Source organism: Curtobacterium sp. WHRI 8282 (assembly GCF_040223925.2).
GTDB classification, from domain to species: Bacteria; Actinomycetota; Actinomycetes; order Actinomycetales; family Microbacteriaceae; genus Curtobacterium; species Curtobacterium flaccumfaciens.
Genome location: NZ_JBEHCD020000002.1, coordinates 1 through 21,699, shown reverse-complemented (window position 1 = coordinate 21,699; position 21,699 = coordinate 1). Strand labels below are relative to the sequence as shown.

Below are 21,699 nucleotides of genomic sequence, written 5' to 3'. Positions count from 1 at the left end.
CAGGCATGATCTGCGACTCGCGTCCGGTGTGGGGAAGCGACCGCCTGGAGGCCCGGTGCTGGTCCGCCGGACCGGCACCGGGCCTCCAGGGCGTGCGTCCACCGCACGCGTCAGACGGCCGCCAGGGCGGACGTCGGCGGGATCCGCGCCGCGCGTGCCGCCGGGTAGAGCCCGGAGACCCCGCCGATGACGACCGTGGCACCGAGTCCCCCGACGACGGCCCAGACCGGCAGCGCGACCGGCCAGCCCTGCGTGACGGCGAAGACGACCGTCACCGCGACGCCGAGCACGACGCCGGCCAGCCCGCCGAGGAACGACAGCAGCAACGACTCGACCAGGAACTGGTCGCGGATGTTCCGACGACGGGCCCCCAGCGCACGACGGACGCCCACCTCGGCACGGCGTTCCAGGACGGTGATCACCATCGTGTTCGCCACCCCGATGCCGCCGACGAGCAGCGCCACCCCGCCGATACCGACCAACAGCCCGGTGAAGGAGTCGTCCGTGGCGTCCTTCGCTGCCAACGCGTCCGACGGCCGTGTCACGCCGACGTCCTGCGGTGCCCCGGGGCGGACCGCACCGGCGAGCAGGTCCCTGGACCGTTCGACGTGCTCCGCGTCGACACGCGTGTAGACCGCGGTCGGGGCCCCGTCGAAGCCCAGCTGTCCGGCGAACCCGCGGGGTACGAACACCCGCGAGTCGAGGTCTTCGGCGAGCGCGACGGGTTCGAGCACCCCGACCACCTGCACCCAGCGACCGCCGATCCAGACCCGGCTGTCCGGGTGCAGGTCGTCGAAGCCGAGGACCGCGGCCGCCCGTGCTCCCAGCACGACCTGCGGCGGCGCCCCGGCGGCGTCGTCGATCCACCGCCCGGCTGCGAGCTGGCCGCCGAGGACCCGTGGCACGTCGCCCCACGCGGCGAGTACCCCGAGGCCCTTCGTCTCGGGCGCCGGGACGTGGTCGTTCCGGTACACACCGGTGTCGGGCACGGTGCCGACGGCCGCGGCCGACTCGACGTCGTCCTGCCGCAGCACCGATTCGAGTGCGGTGGACGGCAACGGGACCGGTTCGCCGAGGCCCTGCGCCTGTGTGAGGGTGAGCACGTTCGTACCGAGCGTGTCGAGCACCTGGTCGACCTTCGCCTTGCTCGACGACGAGATCCCGACGACCGCGAGCATCGCCGCGATGCCGATCGCGATGCCGAGCGCCGACAGCACGACGCGACCCGGACGGGTCCGCAACCCGAAGACGCCGAGGCGGAGCAGGTCGACCGCGCCCGGGGACCGACGGCGGCTCACCGGGCGACCTCGTCGACGACCGGCGTGACCTCGTGCTCGATCCGGCCGTCGCGCATCCGGACCTGCCGGGGCAGCGACGCCGCCAGGTCGAGGTCGTGCGTGATGACCACGACCGTCGTGCCCGCCGCGTTGAGCTCGCGCAGGAGCTCGACCACCGCGGCCCCGGACACCGAGTCGAGCGCACCCGTCGGTTCGTCGGCGAGCAGGATCGTCGGGTCGCCCACGACGGCCCGCGCGATGGCGACGCGTTGGCGCTCCCCGCCGGAGAGCTGGTGCGGTCGGTGGTCCACCCGGTGCGCCAGGCCCACGCGACCCAGGGCCTCGACCGCCAGTCGGTGCCGCTCGCGCCGGGGCACGCCCTGGTAGAGCAGGCCGTCGGCGACGTTCTCGGTGGCGGTCGCGCCGGCCTGCAGGTGGAAGTGCTGGAAGACGAACCCGATGTGGTCGGCACGGAGTCCGGACAGGGCGTCGTCGGACATCGTCGCGACGTCGTTGCCGGCGATCGTCACCGTGCCGGACGTGGGACGGTCCAGGGTCCCGACGACGTTGAGCATCGTCGACTTGCCCGATCCCGACGGGCCGACGACCGCGACGAGTTCGCCCGCGGTGACCTCGAGCGACACCCCGCGCAGGGCTCCGACGTCGCCGTAGGTCTTCGTGACGTCACGGAGCGACAGGACGGAGTCGGGTGGCGGCACGGCGGCGGCTGACGGCACGGCGGCGGGGGGCAGCACGGCGGCGCTCATCCGGGCACCACCACGCGGTCGCCTGCGGCCAGGTCACCCGTGACCGCGATCCGTCCGTCCGCGCTGAAGCCGGGCTCGACCCGGACCCGCTCCGTCGTGCCGCCCCGCTGCACGACGTCGACGGCGTACCGGCCACCGGCACCCGCGACGAGTGCGGCCACCGGCACGGACAGGACGTCGTGCTCGGTGGTGCCCTTCGCGTCGACCTGCGCGGACGCCGCGGCGGGCAGCGTGCGCTTCCCCGGGTCGAACGACACGGAGACGTCGACGGACGTCCCGCCGTCCTCGCTCGTCGTCGGCTGCACGTCGACGACGGAACCGGGCATGGCTGCCCCGGCGCCGTTCACCCGGACCTCGACGTCGGTGCCGACCGCGAGCCGCTCGGCGTCGCGCTGGGGCACGGTCGCCGCGACGACGCGCCGGGTGCTCGTGACCTGCAGGACGTCGGCCGCCGGACCCGCGCCGGCCGCTGCACCAGCGCCACCGGCACCCGCTCCCGTTCCCGCTCCCGCACCAGCCCCGCCGGCGATCCGCTCCCCGAGCCGACCGTCGACCGAGGCGACCCGGACCGCGCCGTCCACGAAGGCGACGTCGTCCGCCGTCAGCACCGCGGTCACCTCGTGTCCGCGGTCCTGCTGCCACTGCCGGACGGCCCGCTCGGTCCGTGGACCGAACCGGTCGTCCACGGACACGTCGTACCCGAGGGCGGCCAGGTTCTCGTTGAGCTGCCGCACGTCGGCGCCCTGCAGCCCCCGTTCCAGGTCACGCCAGAGCGGCACGGTGCCGTACATCGACCGGACGTCCCGCTCGTCGACGGCGTACAGGGCCCCGTCGCGTTCGATGACGTCGCCGGCGCGGGGCAGCCAGGTGATCGTGCCGGCGGCGGCACCGGGGACCCCCGTCGCCGCGCCGTACCCGAGCGTCCCGGCGAACACCTTCGAGTCGGTCAGGTCGCCGCGCGTGACCGCGGCGGTGGCTCCGGTCGACGCGGTCCCGCCGCGCGACCCGCTGCTGGCCGAGGCTCCCGGACCACTCGGCACCGTGGCGAGGGCCCACGTCCCGGCCCCCGCGGCCACCGCCGCGACGAGGCACACCGACACGATCGTCCGGCGTCGAGCGCGCCGGTGGCTCATGACCCGGCTCCGCCCTGGACGGCCTCGAAGGCCGCGTCGGTGCAGGTGCCGGCGGCCTCGTCGAACGCCTCCTGGTCGTCGGGCTGGAACCGGTTCTGCGCCTCCTGGTCGTCCGGGAAGTCCGGGAACCCCTGCTCCCGCAGGCACTCCGCGGTCTTCCGGGCGATCTCCTCGCTGCCCGGCATCGGCTGCGCGGCCTGCGCGTCGCCGGCCGCTGCGGAGTCGTCGAGGCAGCCCTTGAGGTCATCCTGGTACTGCTCGGGATCGACGCCGTCGGGTGCACTGAGCTGCATCGACCCGCCACCCGTGCCGGGGTCGGGCATGTCGTACCCGCGGTCGCGCATGCACTCGGCCAGGGCGACGCCGGGCGCCGCACTCCCGGCTGCCGTCGTCGTGTCGTCGTCCGGTGCCGTGTCCGAGCAGCCGACGAGCAGCAGGGGCAGCAGGACGACGGCCGCGGCCGCGCTCATCAGGGACCGGGTGCGACGGGTGGTCGTCTTCGTGGCGTGGTTCATGCCTCCAGCACACCGGAACGACTGTTTCGCCCCGCGTGCTCGTCGGGTTGCACCGGCGAAACACGGACCCGGACGAGCAGCCCGCCCGTCGGCCGTGCGGTGATCGACAGCTGCCACCCGTGCGCGTGCACGATGGCGGCCACGATCGACAGACCCAGACCGCTGTGCTGGCCGCGTCCGGCATCGGTCCCACCGCGGCGGAACGGCTCGACGAGCAACCCCGCCTCGTCCGCCGGGACCACCGGCCCTCCGTTCTCGACGACGAAGCCGTCCGGCTCCGTGGTCACCAGGACGGCGCCGCCGGGTTCGTTGTACTCGACGGCGTTGCCGACCAGGTTGCCGAGCAGCTGGCGCAGCAGCGTCGGCTCCCCCGGTACGACCAGGCCGGGAGGCCCGGTGCGGCGCTCATGGGTCAGCGTCACCCCCGCCTCGGCCGCGTCCCGGGCCGCCCCCGCGACGACCTCGGCGGTCACCTCGTCGAGGTCGACCGCGCGCGTCGCGCCCGCCAGGCCGCGATCGGCCTCGGCGAGCACGAGCAACGACTCGACCAACCGCTCGGTCCGGCGGTTCTGCTCCAGCAGCTCCGCCCGGACCGCTCGGACGTCCGCGGGGTCGGCGTCGTCGTGCAGACCGATCTGCACCGCCGCGCGCTGCACCGCGAGGGGCGTCCGGAGTTCGTGGGACGCCTGGGCGACGAACCGACGCTGGCTCTCGAACGCGGTCTCCAGGCGGGCCAACAGATCGTCGACGGTGCGCGAGAGGCGCCGGAGCTCGTCGTCCGGACCGTCCAGCGCGATGCGCTCGTGCAGGTTCGACGCCGAGATGCGGTTCGTGGTCGCGGTGATCCGGTCGATGGGGCGGAGGACCCGGCGGCTGACGAGCCAGCCGATGCCCCCGGCCGCGAGCCCGGCGCCAGCGATCCCGATCGCGGACCACTGCCACTGCTGCACTGCCACGAGCCGGATCACCGCCACCGCACCGTCATCGTCTCCGCCCACCTCGATCGGTTCTGGAGCGGTCGTGGCACCCGGCGATCCGGACGGCGGGCGCTGCACGGCCGCGGTGTCGAGGCCGGCACCGACACCGGCCAGCGACATCGTGTTCGTGAAGAGGACGACCCCGGTCGCCAGTGCCATGGCCGCGAGCGCGAACGTCAGGGCCGTCCGGGTCCGGATGCTCCAGCCCCGGGCCCACCGACTCACAGCGAGTAGCCCTGGCCGGGCACCGTCCGGATCGGGTCGGGGTCCCCGAGCTTCCGGCGGAGCTTCGACATGGTTACGCGGACCGCGGCGGTGAACGGGTCGGTGTTCACGTCCCAGACCTTCTCGAGCAGGTGCTCGGCGGACACGATCCGACCGTCCGCGCGGAGCAGCGTCTCGAGCACCCCGAGTTCCTTCGAGGTCAGGTCGAGCGGCCGTCCGTCGCGCGTGGCCATCCGCCGGTTCGTGTCGACGACGAACCCCGCACGCTCGAGCACCGGGGCGACGGGTGCGACGCTCCGCCGACCGAGCGCGCGCACCCGGGCGACGAGTTCCGGGTACTCGAACGGCTTGGTCAGGTAGTCGTCGGCGCCGAGCTCGAGCCCGTGCACCCGGTCGCTCAACGTCGTCGCGGCGGTGAGCAGGAGGATCCGCGTGAGTGCACCGCGCGCGGTGAGCCGCCGTGCGACCTCGTCGCCGTGCAGCCCGGGGACGTCACGGTCGAGCACGACGACGTCGTAGTCGTGCACCGCCAGCAGCTCGTCGGCGTCGTCGCCGCGGTAGGCGACGTCCACCGCCATGTCCTGTCGGGTCAGGCCCGTCGCGACCAGGTCGGCGAGGGCCCGTTCGTCGTCCACCACGAGTACGCGCATCGATACATCACACGTGACGTACCTTTGCCGAACCTGTGAAGCGGATCAGGCGTCGAACGGCACCTCGCCGTGTTCGCTGACGCCGGCACGCTGTCGGTAGGAAAGGTGCCCACCGAGGTACCCGCCGACACTGACGACGGCGAGACCCGCGAAGCCGAGCATCTTGCCGGCGCCGTGGTTGCCGCGCTTCCGCTGCAGCCACGACAGCCCGTACAACGACAGACCGGTCCAGTTCACGGCCTGGTGCACCCATCCGGTGCGGAGCTGCTCGCGGTTCAGCTCCGACCAGTCGACGTAGCCGGCGACCGAGGCGCTGCTCGCCGAGACGACCCCGACGCCGACCAGGGTCTTGGCGGCCTTCGCGTTGCCCTTCCCGCCGACCAGGTCGAGGACCGCGGCGGAGATCCAGGCACCGAGGGGCACCTGCACCATGAGCGGGTGGATCGGGTGGCCGAACGGCACGCCGTGCAGCAGCTGGCGCAGGGCCTTCGGCTTGGCGAGGGCGTTCACGACGGCACGGTCGATGTCGACGGCCTTGTCGAGCACGCTTGCGTGCTCGACGGCGTCGGTGAGGCGACGGATCGCGCGGATCTCAGGCATGCCGTGGACGGTAGACGACCGGCCCGCCACCGGTCCCAGGAACCGGTGACGGGCCTCCCGTCCGTCTCGGTTGGCTACTCCTCGACGATCTCGGCCAGCTCGAAGGGCTCGACCGTCAGGCCGTCGCCGTCGGCGGCGACGTCCACCCGCACGGTGTCGCCGTCGCGGACGTCACCGGACAGGATGGCGCGTGCCAACCGGTCGTCGATCTGCCGCTGCATCAGGCGACGCAGGGGCCGAGCGCCGTACAGCGGGTCGTACCCGCGCTCCGCCAGCCAGCCGCGCGCCTCGGGGGTGACGGCGAGCTCGAGCCGACGGTCGGTCAGACGGCGGGCCAGCCGGTCGACGTAGAGCGACACGATCTGCCCGAGGTCGTCGGCCGTCAGGGCCTGGAACACCACGATGTCGTCGAGACGGTTGATGAACTCCGGCCGGAACGCCTGCTGCACGAGCTCACGGACCGCCTCTTCCCGCTGCACGTCGCTCAGGGACAGGTCGGTCATGAACTGCGACCCCAGGTTCGACGTCAGCACCAGGATCGTGTTCCGGAAGTCGACCGTGCGCCCCTGGCCGTCGGTCAGTCGCCCGTCGTCGAGCACCTGCAGCAACACATCGAACACCTCGGGGTGGGCCTTCTCGATCTCGTCGAGCAGGATCACCGAGTACGGACGGCGGCGGACCGCCTCGGTGAGCTGCCCACCGGCCTCGTACCCGACGTACCCGGGCGGGGCACCGATCAGGCGGGCCACGGAGTGCTTCTCGCCGTACTCGCTCATGTCGATGCGGACGAGGGCCTTCTCGTCGTCGAACAGGAACTCGGCGAGCGCCTTGGCCAGCTCGGTCTTGCCGACGCCGGTCGGGCCGAGGAACAGGAACGAACCGGTCGGGCGGTCCGGGTCGGAGATGCCGGCGCGGGTGCGACGGACGGCCTCGGACACGGTGGTCACGGCGGTGCGCTGCCCGATGATGCGGCGGCCGAGCTCGCTCTCGAGGTGCAGGAGCTTCTCGGTCTCACCCTGCAGCAGTCGGCCGAGCGGGATGCCCGTCCACTGCGCGATGACCGCGGCGATGTCCTCGTCGGTGACGCTGTCGTTCACCATCCGGTCGGCGCTCTCGGCCTGTTCGGCGGCGGCGAGCTCGGCCTCGATGCGGGGCTTCTCGCCGTACTCCAGTCGGGAGACGAGTTCGTAGTCGGCCTCGCGCTGGGCTCGCTGCGACCGCATGTTCAGGTCGTCGAGCTGCTGCTTGAGCTCACCGATGCGGTTCAGGCTCGCGCGCTCGGCCTGCCAGCGCTGCTCGAGCTCGGCCAGCCGTTCCTCGCGCGTGTGCAGCTCGTTGCGCAGGGTCTCGAGGCGGGCCTTCGAGGCGTCGTCCTTCTCCTGCTTGAGCGCGAACTCCTCGACCCGCAGACGGTCGACGTTCCGCTTGAGCTCGTCGATCTCGACCGGGCTGGAGTCGATCTCCATGCGGAGTCGGCTCGCGGCCTCGTCGATCAGGTCGATGGCCTTGTCGGGCAGCTGGCGGCCGGAGATGTACCGGTTCGACAGGCTCGCGGCCGCGACCAGTGCGGAGTCGTTGATCGTCACCTTGTGGTGTGCCTCGTAGCGCTCCTTGAGCCCGCGGAGGATCGCCACGGCGTCCTCGACGCTGGGCTCACCCACGTAGACCTGCTGGAAGCGACGCTCGAGCGCGGCGTCCTTCTCGATGTACTCGCGGTACTCGTCGAGGGTCGTCGCGCCGATGAGCCGGAGCTCACCGCGGGCGAGCATCGGCTTGAGCATGTTCGACGCCGCGACGGAGCCCTCGCCGCCCCCGGCACCCATCAGGGTGTGCAGCTCGTCGATGAACGTGATGACCTGCCCGTCGGAGTCGTTGATCTCCTTGAGCACGGCCTTGAGCCGCTCCTCGAACTCGCCGCGGTACTTGGCGCCGGCGATCAGGGCGGAGATGTCGAGCGAGATGAGTCGCTTGTCCTTGAGGGAGTCGGCGACGTCACCGGCGACGATGCGCTGCGCGAGCCCCTCGACGACGGCGGTCTTGCCGACGCCGGGCTCGCCGATGAGCACGGGGTTGTTCTTGGTGCGGCGCGTCAGCACCTGGGAGACGCGTCGGATCTCGGAGTCGCGGCCGATCACGGGGTCGAGCTTGCCGCTGCGGGCGATCGCCGTGAGGTCGATGCCGTACTGCTCGAGGGCGGTCTTCTGTCGTTCTTGGGAGTCAGGAGCGCCCTGGAGGTTCGCCATGCGTTCCGTCCTTTCGTTGCGGTGGTCCTGGAGTTGAGTCTACTCCACTCAACTTACGTGCGGTCGGGGACATTCCGGATCCCGACGGCGCTGACGACGGCACCGGCCGCCAGCAGGAGCGCCATCACCACCATGGCCCGGTGCAGCCCGTCGACGCTCACCTCGCCGCCGAGCACCACACCGGCCAGTGCCACCGTGACGAGGCCGGCGATCCGAGCGACCGCGTTGTTCACGGCCGAACCCGACCCGGCCTCGGACTGCGGCACCGACCCGAGCACCGCGCTCGTCAGGGGTGTGACCATCAGGGCGATGCCCACGCCGATCAGCACCAGACCGGGGAACACCGACCACCAGTAACCGGTCGGGTCGTCGCCGGCGAGCAGCAGCAGGAGCGCCCCGACCGCGCCCACGGCCGGCCCGGCGGCCATGAACCACCGCGGGCCGAACCGACCCGCCGCGGACCCCACGGCGGTGGACAGCGCGAGCAGCATGATCGTCGGCGGCAGCGTCGCGAGTCCGGCGAGCCAGGCCGGGTACCGCCAGACCTCCTGCAGGAACAGCGTGACGACGAAGAACACCATGCCGAGCGCGCCGTAGATCGACAGGGTCGCGAGGTTGCCGACCGTGAAGTTCCGCGCCCGGAACAACTCGAGCGGGACGAGCGGCGACCCCGTCGTCCGGGTCACCCGCAGTTCCCACGGCACGAAGGCCACGAGTGCGGCCGCACCGAGCACGAGCGCGCCGACCACCACGGGCGCACCCCACCCCAGCCGCTCCTGTTCGATGAGGCCCAGCACGACACCGCCGACCCCGACCACGGCGAGCACGGCCCCGACGACGTCGATGCGTGGGCGCACCGCCGGGTGCACGTCACCGGTGATGCGCAGGACCAGCGGGATCGTGACGGCGATCGGCACCGCGGTGAGCACGAAGACCCACCGCCACCCGATGCCGTCGACCACCAACCCGCCGACCACGGGGCCGAGGATCGTGGCCGCGCTCGACCACGCCGTCCACGTGCCGATCGCCTTCGCCTGCGCCGCCCCGCGGAACGCCGCGACGATGAGGGCGAGTGCGCTCGGCATGACGAGTGCCCCGCCGACGCCCTGCAGCGCCCGCGCGACGATGAGCACCTCGCCGGTCGGGGCGATGGCGCACACCACGGACGCGATCCCGAAGACCACGAGCCCCCACGTGATGATCCGGACCCGGCCGAACAGGTCGGACAGGCTGCCGGCGACCAGGATGAGCGAGCCGAGGGTGACCAGGTACGCGTCGACGACCCACTGCTGCACGACGAGTCCGCCGCCGAGCTCCTGCCGGATCGCGGGGAGCGCGACGTTCACGACGCTCGAGTCGAGCCCGACGACGAACGACGCCAGGATCGCCACCACCAGCACGATCCGCCGGTCGTCCCGGAGCGGCGCGACTCCGTGCGGCACGGGGGCCGGGACGGGAACGGGAGCGGTCATGTGCTCATCCTGCGGCACGGGGTGCCCGGCGGTCGATCCCGCACGACGAAGCCCCCGCGACCGATGTGGTCGCGGGGGCTGCCGACAGGACGGGGCTGGGTGTCCTACCGCCGGGAGTCGGTGTTCGGCTGCGCGCTCGGCCCCGGGTTCAGGACCGGACCGGCGGCGGGCTCGGCGGGAGCGTTCTGGACGGTGCTGTTGTGCACCGTGCCGTCCGGCGCCGTGCCGTTGGCCTGGGCCTTCTTCTCGTCGTCGGACATCTCCTTCTTGAAGATGTTGATCGACTGGCCGAGGCCCTTCGCCAGCGCCGGGAGCTTGGTCGCGCCGAACAGCAGGATGACGATCCCGAGGATGATCAGCAGGTGAATGCCGCCGAGGTTTCCGAGCATCATGACTCCTTGTTGTGGAACTGGTCGCCGTCCGGTGATCGTCAACGACCCACGCGGCGGAAGTCCGTGTGCATCCATCGTAACTCCCCCGCCCCTGGATGCCCAGGCCGGGCACCGGAACGGACACCGTTCGTACAGGGAGGCGCAGCGCTCAGTACGCGCCGCGGGACCGCAGCACCGACGGGACGGTGCGGGCGAGGATCACGAGGTCGTGCAGGAACGACCAGTTCTCGACGTAGTGCAGGTCGAGCCGGACCCCTTCGGCCCAGTCGAGGTCCGAGCGGCCGCTGACCTGCCACAGGCCCGTGATCCCCGGGGTCACGAGGAGTCGGCGGTCCGCGAAGTCCTCGTACAGCGCGACCTCGCGCGGCAGGGCAGGCCGAGGGCCGACCAGGCTCATCGAACCGGTGAGCACGTTCCACAGCTGCGGCAGTTCGTCGAGCGAGGTCCGTCGCAGGAACGCACCGACCCGGGTCACCCGCGGGTCGTCCTTCATCTTGAACAGCGGACCGGCGCCCTCGTTCTCGGACTGCAGGGCAGCCATGCGCGCCTCGGCGTCGACGCACATGGTCCGGAACTTCAGGATCGGGAACTCCGCACCACCGCGACCGACGCGGACCTGCCGGAAGAAGACCGGCCCGCCGTCGTCGGCGCGGATCGCCAGCGCGACCACGGCGAGGACCGGGGAGAGCAGCGCCAGGCCGAACGCGGCGCCGACGACGTCGAGCGCCCGCTTGCCCGCGCGGCGACGGTAGTCGGGCGTCTCGACGTGCATCAGCGGCAACCCGTCCACGGGACGCTCGTGCACCCGCCCGGCGGCGATGTCGGCCAGGGGAGAGGACACGACGAGCTCGACGCCGTGCTCCTCGAGCTGCCACCCGAGTCGACGGAGGCGCGCGTGCCCACCGCGGACGGCACCCGCGACGACGACGGCCGAGACGCCCTCGGCCCGGGCGTGCACGAGCACGTCCTCGATGCCGCCGACGACCGGAGCCGTGGCCGCCCCCAGGTCGACCTCGGCCCCGACCGGAGCACAGTCCGTCACGACGGCACGCACTCGGTAGCCGGCACTCGGTGCGGCGGCGATCCGCGCGCCCACGTAGCGGACGTCCTCGGCGTCGCCGACGATCAGGACGTCCTGCAGGTGCTCACCCCTGGCGCGGCTGCGGGCGAGCACTGTCCGGACACCCTTGCGGCCGAGCGCCAGGAACGCGAGGCCCAACGGGAACGCGATCGCGACGTACCCGCGAGCCAGGTCGAGCTGCGCTGCGTACGCCACGACCGCGACACCGGCGACCGCGATGAGGCTCGCGGTGACGAGGCGGCGGTACTCGTCGCCGCCGATGCCGGCGATCCGGGGGTCGCGGGTGCGGAACACCGAGAGCAGGAGCATCCAGACCACGACGATGGCGGGGGCCACGACGAACTCGAACCAGCCGGACCGTGGTCGGACGGACGCGAGTTCCCAGGGGAACCGCACGACGTGGGCGATGACGAAAGCGGCGAGCAGCAGCACGAGGTCGAGCAGCGCCACCGCGGGGACGAACCCCCGGCGAGCCCCCGCCGGAGCGACCGTGCGGTGCGACGCCGTGGCCCCGGCAGCCCAGGCAGGGGAGGACACGGGGACGCTCGGGTGCAGCCCGCTCGGGTGCGGCACGCTTGGGGGCAGCACGGTCGGGGGCAGCACGGTCGAGTGCAGCACGGTCGGCACCGCTCCGGTGGTTGGGCGCATGGCGAGCGACATGTGGGACCTCCTGTCGACCGGTCGACGAGGAGGTCGATCGGACGCCGGAGTCGCTCAGGTCACGACAACGAGCGGCGCAATCTCAAATATATCACCGTGCTGTTCTGCATATCAACGAGCGAGGGCGCGGTCCAGACTCCAGAGGACCGGCTCCGACCGCAGCGCCGGCACATCCGCTTCGATTACACCGCCGAGCCGGAACACCACCCGCTCTCCGGGCAGCAGCGTCATGAACCCACGGTCGACCGTGCCGCCGGCCGCGACCCGGTCCGGCTGCACCAGCAGGTCGCGCACGAGCGAGTCGGCCTCGACCGTCAGGTCCAGACCGCCGTCGACCACCGCGAACGAGGTCCGGTAGCGGGCGGGCTCCCAACGGATGGCAGCGTCGGGGCCGGGGGTCCAGACCGCACGGCGCCAGTCCATGTCCGCGACGATGAGCTCGTTCGCCGGGTCGTCGACGACACCGACCGACTCGGGCAGCGACACCACCGCGACGCCGGCGCCGGCGCCGGACAACCGGACCGGCAGTGACACCTCGGCCAGGATCGTGCCGGCCGTGGTGATCCGGCGCACCCGCACCACACTGTCGTGCCCGGTGCGGGTCGACCGGACGGCCACCTCGACGGGCGAGGACCCGAACGCGCCGGGCGAGACACCCAGCGAGAGCGTGTCCGCGAGCTCGCCCAGGTCGGCCGTCTCGCCGACCGCAGGCGACCCACCCGGGTGATCCGGGCCTCCAGTCCGCTCCGCACCCGACGCACCAGCGGCACCTGCGGCACCCGCCGCACCCGGCGTCACCGACACCGTCGACACCGGACGGATCGTCAGCAGCACGTCGTCGTACAGGCGGCGCAGCTCGTGCGCCAGCGGCTTCAGCCGCCCCGCCGAATCGATCGCCGACCACGACGACACCGGCCACAGGTCGTTCAGCTGCCACACCACGACACCGGTGTTGCGCGGCCAGTGCGTGCGCCAGTGCTCGATGCCGGTCGCGATCGCCCGCGCCTGCTGGAGCTGCGTCAGGTAGTGCCACGCGTCGAACGCGGCCGGGTCGACCGCGCCGAAGCGCGGCTCGAGACCGCGTGCCAGCTTGGCCATCCCGTCGGCGGCCTTCTGGTGGTGGACCACACCGGGAGAGTCGACCCGGAGCGGCGAGTCCGTGACCGCCTCGCGCAGCGTGCGCCAGGCGGGCGGCGCCTGCCAGCCGAACTCGGACACGAACCGGGGCACCGAATCGCGGTAGGCCGTGTCGGGCAGCCGGTTCCAGACGTCCCACGAATGGTGCGTCTCGTGGTCGACCTCGTTCGCGGGCAGCGACTCGGAGCCGGACCACGGCGACGCGACCGTGTAGAAGCGCGACGGGTCGACGGCGTCGACGATGGTCGGCAGCAGGTCGAGGTAGTAGTCGAGTCCCCAGCCCCGGTCGCCCAGCTCCGTACCCCAGCCGTCGGCGTCGTGCAGCCAGATGTTCTCGTTGTTGCCGTTCCAGACCACCAGCGAGGGGTGGCGGGCGAGTCGGGCGACGTTGTCACGTGCCTCGGCGATGACCTCGCTGCGGATCGGCTCGACCTCGGGGTAGGCCGAGCACGCGAACGGGAAGTCCTGCCAGACCAGCAGACCGAGTTCGTCGCAGACCTCGTAGAAGTCGCGCGATTCGTACACTCCGCCGCCCCAGACGCGCACGAGGTTCGTGCCGAGCGAGGCCGCGGCACCCAGCCGGGACTCGAGTCGGGCGCGATCGACGCGCGAGACGATGACGTCGTCGGGGATCCAGTTGACGCCCCGGACGTCGATGAGCGTGCCGTTGACGTGTACCGCGAAGGGTCGGCCGATGCCGTCGACCTGGGTCTCGATGCGGGTCGACCGGAACCCGGTGCGGAACATGTCGCGGTCGAGCACCTCGCCGTCGACGGTCTGCAGCTCGACCACGACGTCGTACTGCGGCTGCGCGCCGTAGCCGCGCGGCCACCAGCGCCGCGCCTCGGGGACGCGCACGGTGACGACCGTCTCGTCGTCCTTCGGGGTCAGCTGCGCGCGGGACCGCTGGCGTGTGGTGCCGCCGTCCTCTGTCTCGCCGCTGACGGTGACGACGAGCACGAGGTCGTCGTCCTCGCCGTCCTGGTCCAGGTCGTTCATGCCCGAGCGCTCGACGGTGATGTGCGCATCGAGCACGCCCTCGCCGGCCTCGACGTCGACGAGCGGGCGGACCTCGCGCAGGCGCGCAGTCGACCAACGCTCGATCGCGACCGGCCGCCAGGGGCCGCTCGTGACCGCCGTCAGCCCCCAGTCCCAGCCGAAGTTCGACGCCATCTTGCGGATGTACGGGAACGGCTCGTCGTACGGACCGGGCATGCTGCCGGCCTTCGCGGCGACCCGGCCGGCCTCGCGGTAGGGCGACTCGAACAGGATCTCGAGGTCCTTCGTGGTGCCGCCGGATCCCGTCTGCACCCGGGCGTCGAACCGGTAGCGACGGTGCATGTTGCGGGTCGTGCCCACGACGACGCCGTCCAGGCTGAGCTCCGCGACCGTGTCCAGGCCGTCGCAGACCAGGTCGACGCGCTCGTGGCCCCGCGGGTCGACGTCGACCGTGCGGCGGTAGGCCCAGTCGGCGCGACCGACCCACTTGGCGGGCTGCTCGTTCAGGTGGAACGTCGGGTCCGGCAGCAGGCCCTCCCGCTCCAGGTCGGTGTGCACCTGGCCAGGCACCGTCGCCGGGATGGCACGGCCCGCGACACCGTCCGGCGCGCCGGTTCCCCCGGCCAGGGTCACTGTCCAGTCGTCGCGGAGTTCCTCGCGTTCGAGGGTCATGCGGGTCCTTCTCTTCGGCGGCAGGGTGTCCGTCAGCCTCGGTCGGGGACGCCGACCGGCGGTCCGACCCACGGCCGGTTCCCACGGCCTGGAGGCTCGGCACCGGTTGCCCGGGCGTCGTCACGTCGCGCGCGCGAACGGGTTGCGCTCGCGCGAGGGGTGCTCGGCGATGCTAGTACGGGATGCTTTCGGCAACCTAGGTGGTGACAGGGGCGGGTCGCGCGGGCAAGGTGGGAACGTGATCACCGTCGAACTCGCCAGGTCCCTCCGTGACGCCGGCCTCCGCTGGCACCCCGAGACCGGGGACCGGTTCGTGATCGACAAGCCCGGCATCGACGACGACGTCTACACGGTGTCGGAGATGACCGTCGAGCGGCACGACTCCCCGACCGGCACGATCCTCGGCTTCAACGGCACCACCGAGTGGGCGCTCGACTCGGTCACCGCCACCGAGTCGCTCTGGCTGCCCCGCGAGGACCAGCTCCGCGAACTCCTCGGGCCTTCGTTCATCGGACTGACCCGGGTGCAGGTCGGCGGTCGCGTGGTCTTCACCGTGACGGCGACGATCGGCGGGGCCGACCGGAGCTTCGCGTCCGAGGTGCCGGCGATCGCGTACGGGCAGGCCCTGCAGGCGTACATCACGGCTGCGCTCGCCTGAACGGCGCGCCCGGGGTCGCCGTTCCTGGGTGTTGGCGGAATGGGCGCTGAGGGGCATTTGGTTGCATGACACCATGACCGTTCCGAACATCACCCTGAACGACGGCAAGACCATCCCGCAGCTCGGCTTCGGTGTCTTCCAGATCGACCCCTCCGAGACGAAGGCCGCCACACTGGCCGCGCTCGAGGTCGGCTACCGCCACATCGACACCGCCGAGATGTACGGCAACGAGAAGGAGGTCGGCGAGGCGATCGCCGAGTCCGGCATCGACCGTTCCGAGATCTTCGTCACCTCGAAGCTGAACAACGGCTTCCACGACCCGGCCGCGGCGCTGGAGAACGGCAAGAAGTCGGCCGACCTGCTCGGCGGCTACACCGACCTGTTCCTCATCCACTGGCCGCTGCCCACCGTCTCGGACTTCGTCCCGACGTGGAAGGCCCTCGAGGAGCTGTACCACGCCGGCACCGCCCGCTCGATCGGTGTCTCGAACTTCCAGGCGCACCACCTGCACCGCCTGCGCGCCGAGACCGACGTCCCGCCGTCGGTGAACCAGATCGAGGTGCACCCGTACCTCGCGCAGGACGAACTCCGCGCCGTGAACCGCGAGCTCGGCATCGCGACCGAGGCCTGGTCCCCGATCGCGCAGGGCCTCGTCCTCGATGACGAGACCATCACCCGCGTCGCCACGTCGGTCGGCAAGTCCCCGGCCCAGGTCGTCCTCCGCTGGCACATCCAGCGCGGCGACATCGTGTTCCCGAAGTCGGTCACGCGCGCCCGCGTCGAGGAGAACTTCGCGATCTTCGACTTCGAGCTCTCGGACGAGGACATGACGGACATCACCGCCCTCGACAAGGGGCACCGCACGGGCCCCGACCCCGACACGTTCGACTACGTGCCTGCCTGATCCGGCGGAACGACGAAGGGCGACTGCGCATCTGCGCGGTCGCCCTTCGTCGTTCCGCTGGTCTCCGATGAGTATCTGATATATTAATTGCATGCGATTAGGAATCCGAGCTGCCCAGACCGCCATTGTGATGCTCGTCACCACGAGTGCCGTGCTCGGGGCGGCTCTGGTCTCCGGCACTCCAGGGGGATCCGACGCCGCGTCCGGCTCGGGCGCCGGACAGCAGGCCTCCGTGGTCCACGCGACCGACGACTCCACCACCACGGTCCGCGTGTGGGGTCAGGGCGACGCCGAGACCGAGCGGGTGCGAGAAGGACGGAGTTACCGGCACAGTAACCTGCAGCCGGCATCCCGGTTCGCCGCGAAGGGCACCGAGGTCCGCGTGGCCGTGCCCGATGACGCTCCGGCGATGCAGGTCGGCATCGGCCTCTGGGGCAACTACGCGGCGTACAACGAGGGCTCGAACGTCGGCATCAAGACCTTCCCGGTCTCGCCGGGCACGACCACCACCGTCACCGCCCCCGTCGACGGGCTCGTCTACCTGATCGACCGGTCCGTCTCCGGCTCGCACGACGTCACGGTGCAGGGCGGCACGGCCCTGCCGGTGTTCGTGCTCGGGCAGACGTCGAACGAGGAGTTCACCGCGGCGCGTGTGGCTCGCCCGGATGCTCCGTTCACCACCTTCATCGGCCAGCGGACGTTCGCCGAGGCAGCGCCGCGGTTGTACTACCGGATCCCGGAGGACATCACCAGCCGTGTCGAGTTGTGGGACCGCGTGGTCGAGCTCACCAACGACCACGTCGGGCTGCTCGACAACGCCGTTGGGCTCGCGCGGAAGTCGCCACAGCGGCTCCACATCACGACGCCGGACACCGGCGGCGGGGGCTACGCGAGCGCCGGGCACGACCGGATCACCATGCAGGCGAACACGGGAGCCGCCTCGGAACTCATGGCGGGCGACCCCGACGACATGTGGGGCTTCTGGCACGAGGTCGGCCACACCTACCAGCCATCCGCCTACAACTGGTCGGGCATGGGCGAGGTCATGGTGAACGCCTCCGTGCTGGACGTCCAGTTCGCCATCAGCGGGGAGAACCGGCTCGACCACCAGAACACCGCCGACGTCGCCGCGTTCTTCGCGAAGCCGGTCGCCGATCGGAACTTCGACACCCCGGGCGGGTGGGTGCAGATCCTCATGTTCGACCAACTCCGACGCGGGTTCGGCGAGACGTTCTACCCGCGCCTCAACCAGGCGCTGCGCACCGGTCTCGCGCTCGGCGAGGTCAGCACCCCGGACAACGGCAACTCGAAACGTCAGCTGTTCGCCCGCACCGCGGGCCAGGTCGCCGATCGTGATCTCCGCCCGTTCTTCGAACAGTGGGGCTTCCCCCTGACCGAGGACACCGCGTCCGCCCTGGCCGACCTTCCCCCGCTGGACACCGCGATCTGGGAGAACCGGAACTCGGCCGACCTCAAGGTCGATCACGAGGTCGGACCCTACGTCGTGCCCGTCGGGCGTGTGACCGGGGACGAGCCCACCGTCGTCGTCGGTCAACCCAGGCTGGCCAGTGCCCCCGTCCTCGCCGACCTCGGCAACACCGATGGTCGCGGTACGTCGGAGGTCACGGGACAGGCCCTGCAGGCGAGAGCACCCGGTCCCGGCACGCTCTTGGTCGCGCTCCGGAACGGCCTCGGTATCCGCGAGGTGCTGTCCCGGTCCACCACCGTCCTCGCCGGCAACGAACTGCTCTTCGAGGGGCTGGCCGACCGTCCGGTCATGCGCCTGGCAACCGACCCGATGGACGGCGTCCTCCGGCTGTACGCGGAGACCACCTACGCCGCGCACTCCTCGTGGGGAGCCAGGGAGTACGTGGGCTTCGAGCTGCGCAGCGCCGATGACGCCGAGCAGGTGGGCGCCTGGTCCGTCAACGGCAACCAGAACGCCCATGCCCTCGCAGCGAGCTTCGACCAGGAGTACCGCGACGGGCAGATCCTGGTGGTCCGCCATGCCGAGGCCAGGACACGCCTCGAGCTCTGGACGGACAGCGTCCTGCAGCCGGCGGACGCGGCGGCCGTGCAGCGCTTCCGCATCGTCGACGGGCGCTTCGTGCCACTCGGCGGCGACCCCGTGCTGGCGACGCCCGGCGCGCCGGCGACGCTCGTCCGGGGCACCGCCACCCCGGTCGAGGCTCGGCTCATGACCGTACGCGACGTCTCCGTCCTGTCCGCGGAAGCGGTCTTCTCCGCTCCCGCCGGCACCACCTTCGCACCGGGGCAGACCGACCTCGTCGCCGAGGTGCAACGCCCTGGTGGCGAGTGGGGCCGGGTCCCGGCACTCGACCTGCACGACGGCGTCCTGAGTGGATCGGACTCGGTGCTGACGGCTCGCATCTCGGACGGGGCGTCGGATCTGCCAGGGGGGACGCTCATCCGCTGGACACCGGCCGTCCACGTCTCGGTCGATGCCATGGCCGGGACGAGCGGCCTCCGGTACACCGTCACCGGGACGGCCGACGGTGCGGCCACACGAGTCACGAGCTGAACGGCGCGGTGCTCAGGGTCGTCGCGACGCCGTCACCGTGAAGCGGTCGGTCCGCACCACCTGACGGGTCGGCCCGACGGCCTTCTCGAGCACCGGCCGGTAGCGCAGGTGCGAGTTCCAGACGCACCACAGTTCGCCCCCGGACTGGAGGATCGTGGCCGCGTTCCGGAACATCGCCTCGGCCGCGTCGGTGCTCACCGTGGTGTCCGCGTGGAACGGCGGGTTGCACAGCACCAGCTGCGCCGAGCCCTCGTCGAGTTCGTCACCCGCGTCGCTCCGCACGGTGGTGACCCGGTCGCCGACGCCGTTGAGGTCCGCCGTCATCCGTGTGCTCCGCACCGCTGCTGATGACACGTCCGTCGCGATGACCCGGATCGCCGGACGCCGACGAGCGATCTCGGTCGCGATGACGCCGTTGCCGCTGCCCAGGTCGACGGCGACGCGGGCGGTCGGCACCGCGGCGTCCATCGCCTCGATCAGCACGCGCGTACCGAGGTCGAGCGACGCTCCGGCGAAGACCCCACCGTGAGCCGCGATCGTGATCCCGAGTTCGTCCAGGTGCACCTGCTTCGGCCACGGCGACGTGATGGCGGCACGGTTCGCAGCGGCGGTCAGCGGGTCCTGCGCGACGAGCAGCCGGGACTTCGCGCGCCCCCGTGACGCCACGACGTCGCCGAACGACCGCCGGAGCACGTCGTTCTGCGACAGCGTCATGAACTTGGTCCGCCCACCCGCGAGCAGCACGACGTCCGGGGCGGCGAAGCGGGCGACCGCGCGGGCGATCTCGTCGAGGCGGTCGTGCGACTTCGTCAGCCGGAGCAGCACGAGTCGGGCGTCACGGAAGGCGTCCTCGAAGCTGTCGGGGTGGTGGAACCCGCGCAGGCCGAACGTTCCGGCGTTGGCCTGCAGCGCGCGCTGCCCGACCAGGGAGTCCTGCACCACCCGGACGTTCGCGGCGCCGTGCAGGGCGATGAGGCCGAGCGTCAGGAACCCGCGGACGTCGTCGACCACGACGACGGCCCCCGGGGCTCGGACCGCGTCCCCGTGGACGTGCGGTGCCTCGTCGAGCATGAAGCGGTCCGTGCCGTCGAGGGCGATGAGGTCCGGCTCGTCGTCGGGGTCGCGGCGGAAGCGGTCGGCGAAGTCTGGCACCGCGTCAGCGTACCGGGGCCACTGGGACGGCCGTTTCCATCACACCCGGCATACCATCAATTTCACATATCACATATGAATATGCTACTGGTTCCCCATTTACAAGGAGCCCACATGGCACCCTCCCCCTTCCGCACCACTGCGTTGGTCTGCGGGATCGTCACCGCATCCCTCAGCGTCGGCCTGCTGACGCCCGGCATCGCGACGGCAGCGCCAGCCGCGTCCCCCGCGGCGTCGACCGACACGATCGACGGCACCTCCGACCTCGACGCCATCGCCGTCGACCCGTCGCTCGGAGCGCCCCGCTTCCTCAATGACTGGAGCACCCTGCACGGAGCCCGGACCGTCGTCGGGGACGCCGGTGGCGACGGCGTGTGGCTCGTCGGTGGCGACACCGTCTACGACTACTCGACTCCGGGCGGCATCATGGCGCTGACCGTCCAGGATCGACACAAGGACGTCGGGCTCGAGGTCATCCGCGTGCACACCGCGGAGGACGGCACCCAGACCCGGACCGAGCGCATCCCGATGCCGTGGACGATCACCGTCGCCGGCCTGCAGGACGAGAACACCTTCACGCCGGGCAAGCAGACCTTCACCGGCACCGCGACCGCCGGCGCGACCATCACCGCGAAGGACACCACCACGGGTGCGACGCTGTTCACCACCGAGGCCACCGGCGCCCGGTCCGGTGTCGGCAACTGGAGCGCCGACGCCGACCTCTCGGACACGACCCACGTCATCACCCTGACGCAGACCACGCCGAGTGGTCAGACGAACGAGCTCCGCGGCCTCACGTTCTCCCCCGCCGAGTCCGATGCGCCGCAGGCGCCGACGGTCGTGCAGAAGGGGCGCGTCCTCGACGGGTCGTTCGTCGTGGCGGGTTCCGTCGCGAAGGACGTGGACTCGGTCGTCGTGCAGGACGAAGCCGGCACCACCATCGCCGACGCCCACATCGGCGAGACCGGCTACGGCGCACGACTCCCGCAGGACCGCGTCGGCTCCACGGTCTACGTCGTCGCACGCGCTGCCGACGGCACCTCGTCGGCCCGCGTGCCCGTCGCACTCGAGCAGCTGCCGATCGACCCGGCTGCCTCCACGCCGTCCCTCCGGTCCGTGTTCGTCTACCCGGACGGACGCGTCCAGGTGGTCGGGGAGCACGACGACGCTCCTGGGCTCTGGATCCTCGACGGCGACCGCGTGGTCGGGCGCGCCACCAGCGCCGATGCAGTGTGGAGCTACACGATCGCCGCCGCCGCGACCGGCAAGCAGCTCGACATGGTCAACCTGGTCTTCGACGGCCGCGACTTCAGCGGGATGTCCGAGCGCGTGCACCTCCCCCGCCTCCTGCAGGTCGACGGCATCGCCGACGACAACACCTACGAGCCCGGTGCCCGCACGTTCTCCGGCAAGGCCGAGGCCGGCGCAACCGTCACCGCCACGGACCAGGACGGCCACCAGGTGTTCAGCGCCGAGGTCACCGGCTCACGCTCCGGCGTCGGCACGTGGAAGGCGGACGCCGACCTCACCAGTGCCAAGGGCTACGAGCTCACCTTCACCCAGACCACCGCGGACGGCCGCACCTCGGTCATGCGCGACATCGCGTTCGCCGCCGACGAGGACACCGCATCGCGTGACCTCGC

17 protein-coding genes are annotated in these 21,699 nt (G+C 71.7%); 4 read left to right on the top strand and 13 right to left on the bottom strand.

The annotated features are described in order from the left end of the window. Positions 1-110 precede the first annotated feature (110 nt). The 12 genes from ABRP24_RS06460 to ABRP24_RS06405 all read right to left on the bottom strand — a co-directional run bounded on the left by ABRP24_RS06460 (position 111) and on the right by ABRP24_RS06405 (position 14,800). Entirely contained in the window at positions 111-1,298 is a 1,188-nt protein-coding gene (locus ABRP24_RS06460; protein ID WP_349847183.1) for an ABC transporter permease, read from the bottom strand. Next, positions 1,295-2,044, bottom strand: a complete 750-nt coding sequence (locus ABRP24_RS06455) for an ABC transporter ATP-binding protein (protein ID WP_349847185.1) — start codon at positions 2,042-2,044, stop codon at positions 1,295-1,297. Before ABRP24_RS06455 ends, ABRP24_RS06460 begins: the two co-directional genes overlap by 4 nt. After that, entirely contained in the window at positions 2,041-3,177 is a 1,137-nt protein-coding gene (locus ABRP24_RS06450; RefSeq protein ID WP_349847187.1) for a peptidoglycan-binding protein, read from the bottom strand. The genes ABRP24_RS06455 and ABRP24_RS06450 overlap by 4 nt, the downstream gene beginning before the upstream one ends. Next, positions 3,174-3,692, bottom strand: coding sequence for a hypothetical protein (locus tag ABRP24_RS06445; protein WP_349847189.1), 519 nt, complete (start codon positions 3,690-3,692; stop codon positions 3,174-3,176). The genes ABRP24_RS06450 and ABRP24_RS06445 overlap by 4 nt, the downstream gene beginning before the upstream one ends. After that, on the bottom strand, positions 3,689-4,894 hold the full coding sequence (locus ABRP24_RS06440) for a HAMP domain-containing sensor histidine kinase (protein WP_349847191.1): 1,206 nt from the start codon (positions 4,892-4,894) through the stop codon (positions 3,689-3,691). Before ABRP24_RS06440 ends, ABRP24_RS06445 begins: the two co-directional genes overlap by 4 nt. Continuing rightward, positions 4,891-5,544 carry a response regulator transcription factor gene (locus tag ABRP24_RS06435; RefSeq protein WP_027464882.1) on the bottom strand — a complete coding sequence of 218 codons (654 nt, stop codon included), beginning with the start codon at positions 5,542-5,544 and terminating at the stop codon, positions 4,891-4,893. Before ABRP24_RS06435 ends, ABRP24_RS06440 begins: the two co-directional genes overlap by 4 nt. Positions 5,545-5,589: 45 nt before the next feature. Then, positions 5,590-6,144 carry a DUF2231 domain-containing protein gene (locus ABRP24_RS06430; RefSeq protein WP_349847193.1) on the bottom strand — a complete coding sequence of 185 codons (555 nt, stop codon included), beginning with the start codon at positions 6,142-6,144 and terminating at the stop codon, positions 5,590-5,592. Positions 6,145-6,218: 74 nt separating this feature from the next. Continuing rightward, entirely contained in the window at positions 6,219-8,387 is a 2,169-nt protein-coding gene (locus tag ABRP24_RS06425; protein ID WP_081827211.1) for an ATP-dependent Clp protease ATP-binding subunit, read from the bottom strand. A gap of 53 nt (positions 8,388-8,440) precedes the next feature. Then, positions 8,441-9,859, bottom strand: a complete 1,419-nt coding sequence (locus ABRP24_RS06420; protein ID WP_081827212.1) for an MFS transporter — start codon at positions 9,857-9,859, stop codon at positions 8,441-8,443. Between the two features lie 104 nt (positions 9,860-9,963). Continuing rightward, positions 9,964-10,248 (bottom strand): twin-arginine translocase TatA/TatE family subunit, encoded by a 285-nt coding sequence (gene tatA / locus ABRP24_RS06415; protein ID WP_027464884.1) that lies wholly within the window; start codon positions 10,246-10,248, stop codon positions 9,964-9,966. Between the two features lie 151 nt (positions 10,249-10,399). Then, positions 10,400-11,992 carry a sugar transferase gene (locus tag ABRP24_RS06410; protein WP_349847196.1) on the bottom strand — a complete coding sequence of 531 codons (1,593 nt, stop codon included), beginning with the start codon at positions 11,990-11,992 and terminating at the stop codon, positions 10,400-10,402. 111 nt (positions 11,993-12,103) lie between these two features. Further along, positions 12,104-14,800: a glycoside hydrolase family 2 protein gene (locus ABRP24_RS06405; protein ID WP_349847198.1), complete on the bottom strand. Its 2,697-nt coding sequence runs from the start codon at positions 14,798-14,800 to the stop codon at positions 12,104-12,106. 238 nt (positions 14,801-15,038) lie between these two features. On the opposite strand from ABRP24_RS06405, the gene ABRP24_RS06400 reads away from it, so the two are divergent. From ABRP24_RS06400 to ABRP24_RS06390, 3 genes are all read left to right on the top strand, one after another. Then, the gene (locus ABRP24_RS06400) at positions 15,039-15,458 is read left to right on the top strand and encodes a hypothetical protein (RefSeq protein ID WP_027464885.1); all 420 of its coding nucleotides are present in this window, start codon (positions 15,039-15,041) and stop codon (positions 15,456-15,458) included. Between the two features lie 73 nt (positions 15,459-15,531). Continuing rightward, the gene (locus ABRP24_RS06395; RefSeq protein ID WP_349847201.1) at positions 15,532-16,362 is read left to right on the top strand and encodes an aldo/keto reductase; all 831 of its coding nucleotides are present in this window, start codon (positions 15,532-15,534) and stop codon (positions 16,360-16,362) included. A gap of 91 nt (positions 16,363-16,453) precedes the next feature. Next, a complete protein-coding gene (locus ABRP24_RS06390; RefSeq protein ID WP_349847203.1) occupies positions 16,454-18,904 on the top strand; it encodes a M60 family metallopeptidase in 2,451 nt (816 codons plus the stop codon). 12 nt (positions 18,905-18,916) lie between these two features. Here ABRP24_RS06390 and ABRP24_RS06385 read toward each other — a convergent pair whose 3' ends face one another. Continuing rightward, positions 18,917-20,056, bottom strand: coding sequence for a methyltransferase (locus ABRP24_RS06385; RefSeq protein WP_349847205.1), 1,140 nt, complete (start codon positions 20,054-20,056; stop codon positions 18,917-18,919). 114 nt (positions 20,057-20,170) lie between these two features. Here ABRP24_RS06385 and ABRP24_RS06380 point away from each other — a divergent pair. Continuing rightward, the coding region (locus tag ABRP24_RS06380; RefSeq protein WP_371836729.1) for a hypothetical protein at positions 20,171-21,699 on the top strand (1,529 nt) is incomplete at its 3' end.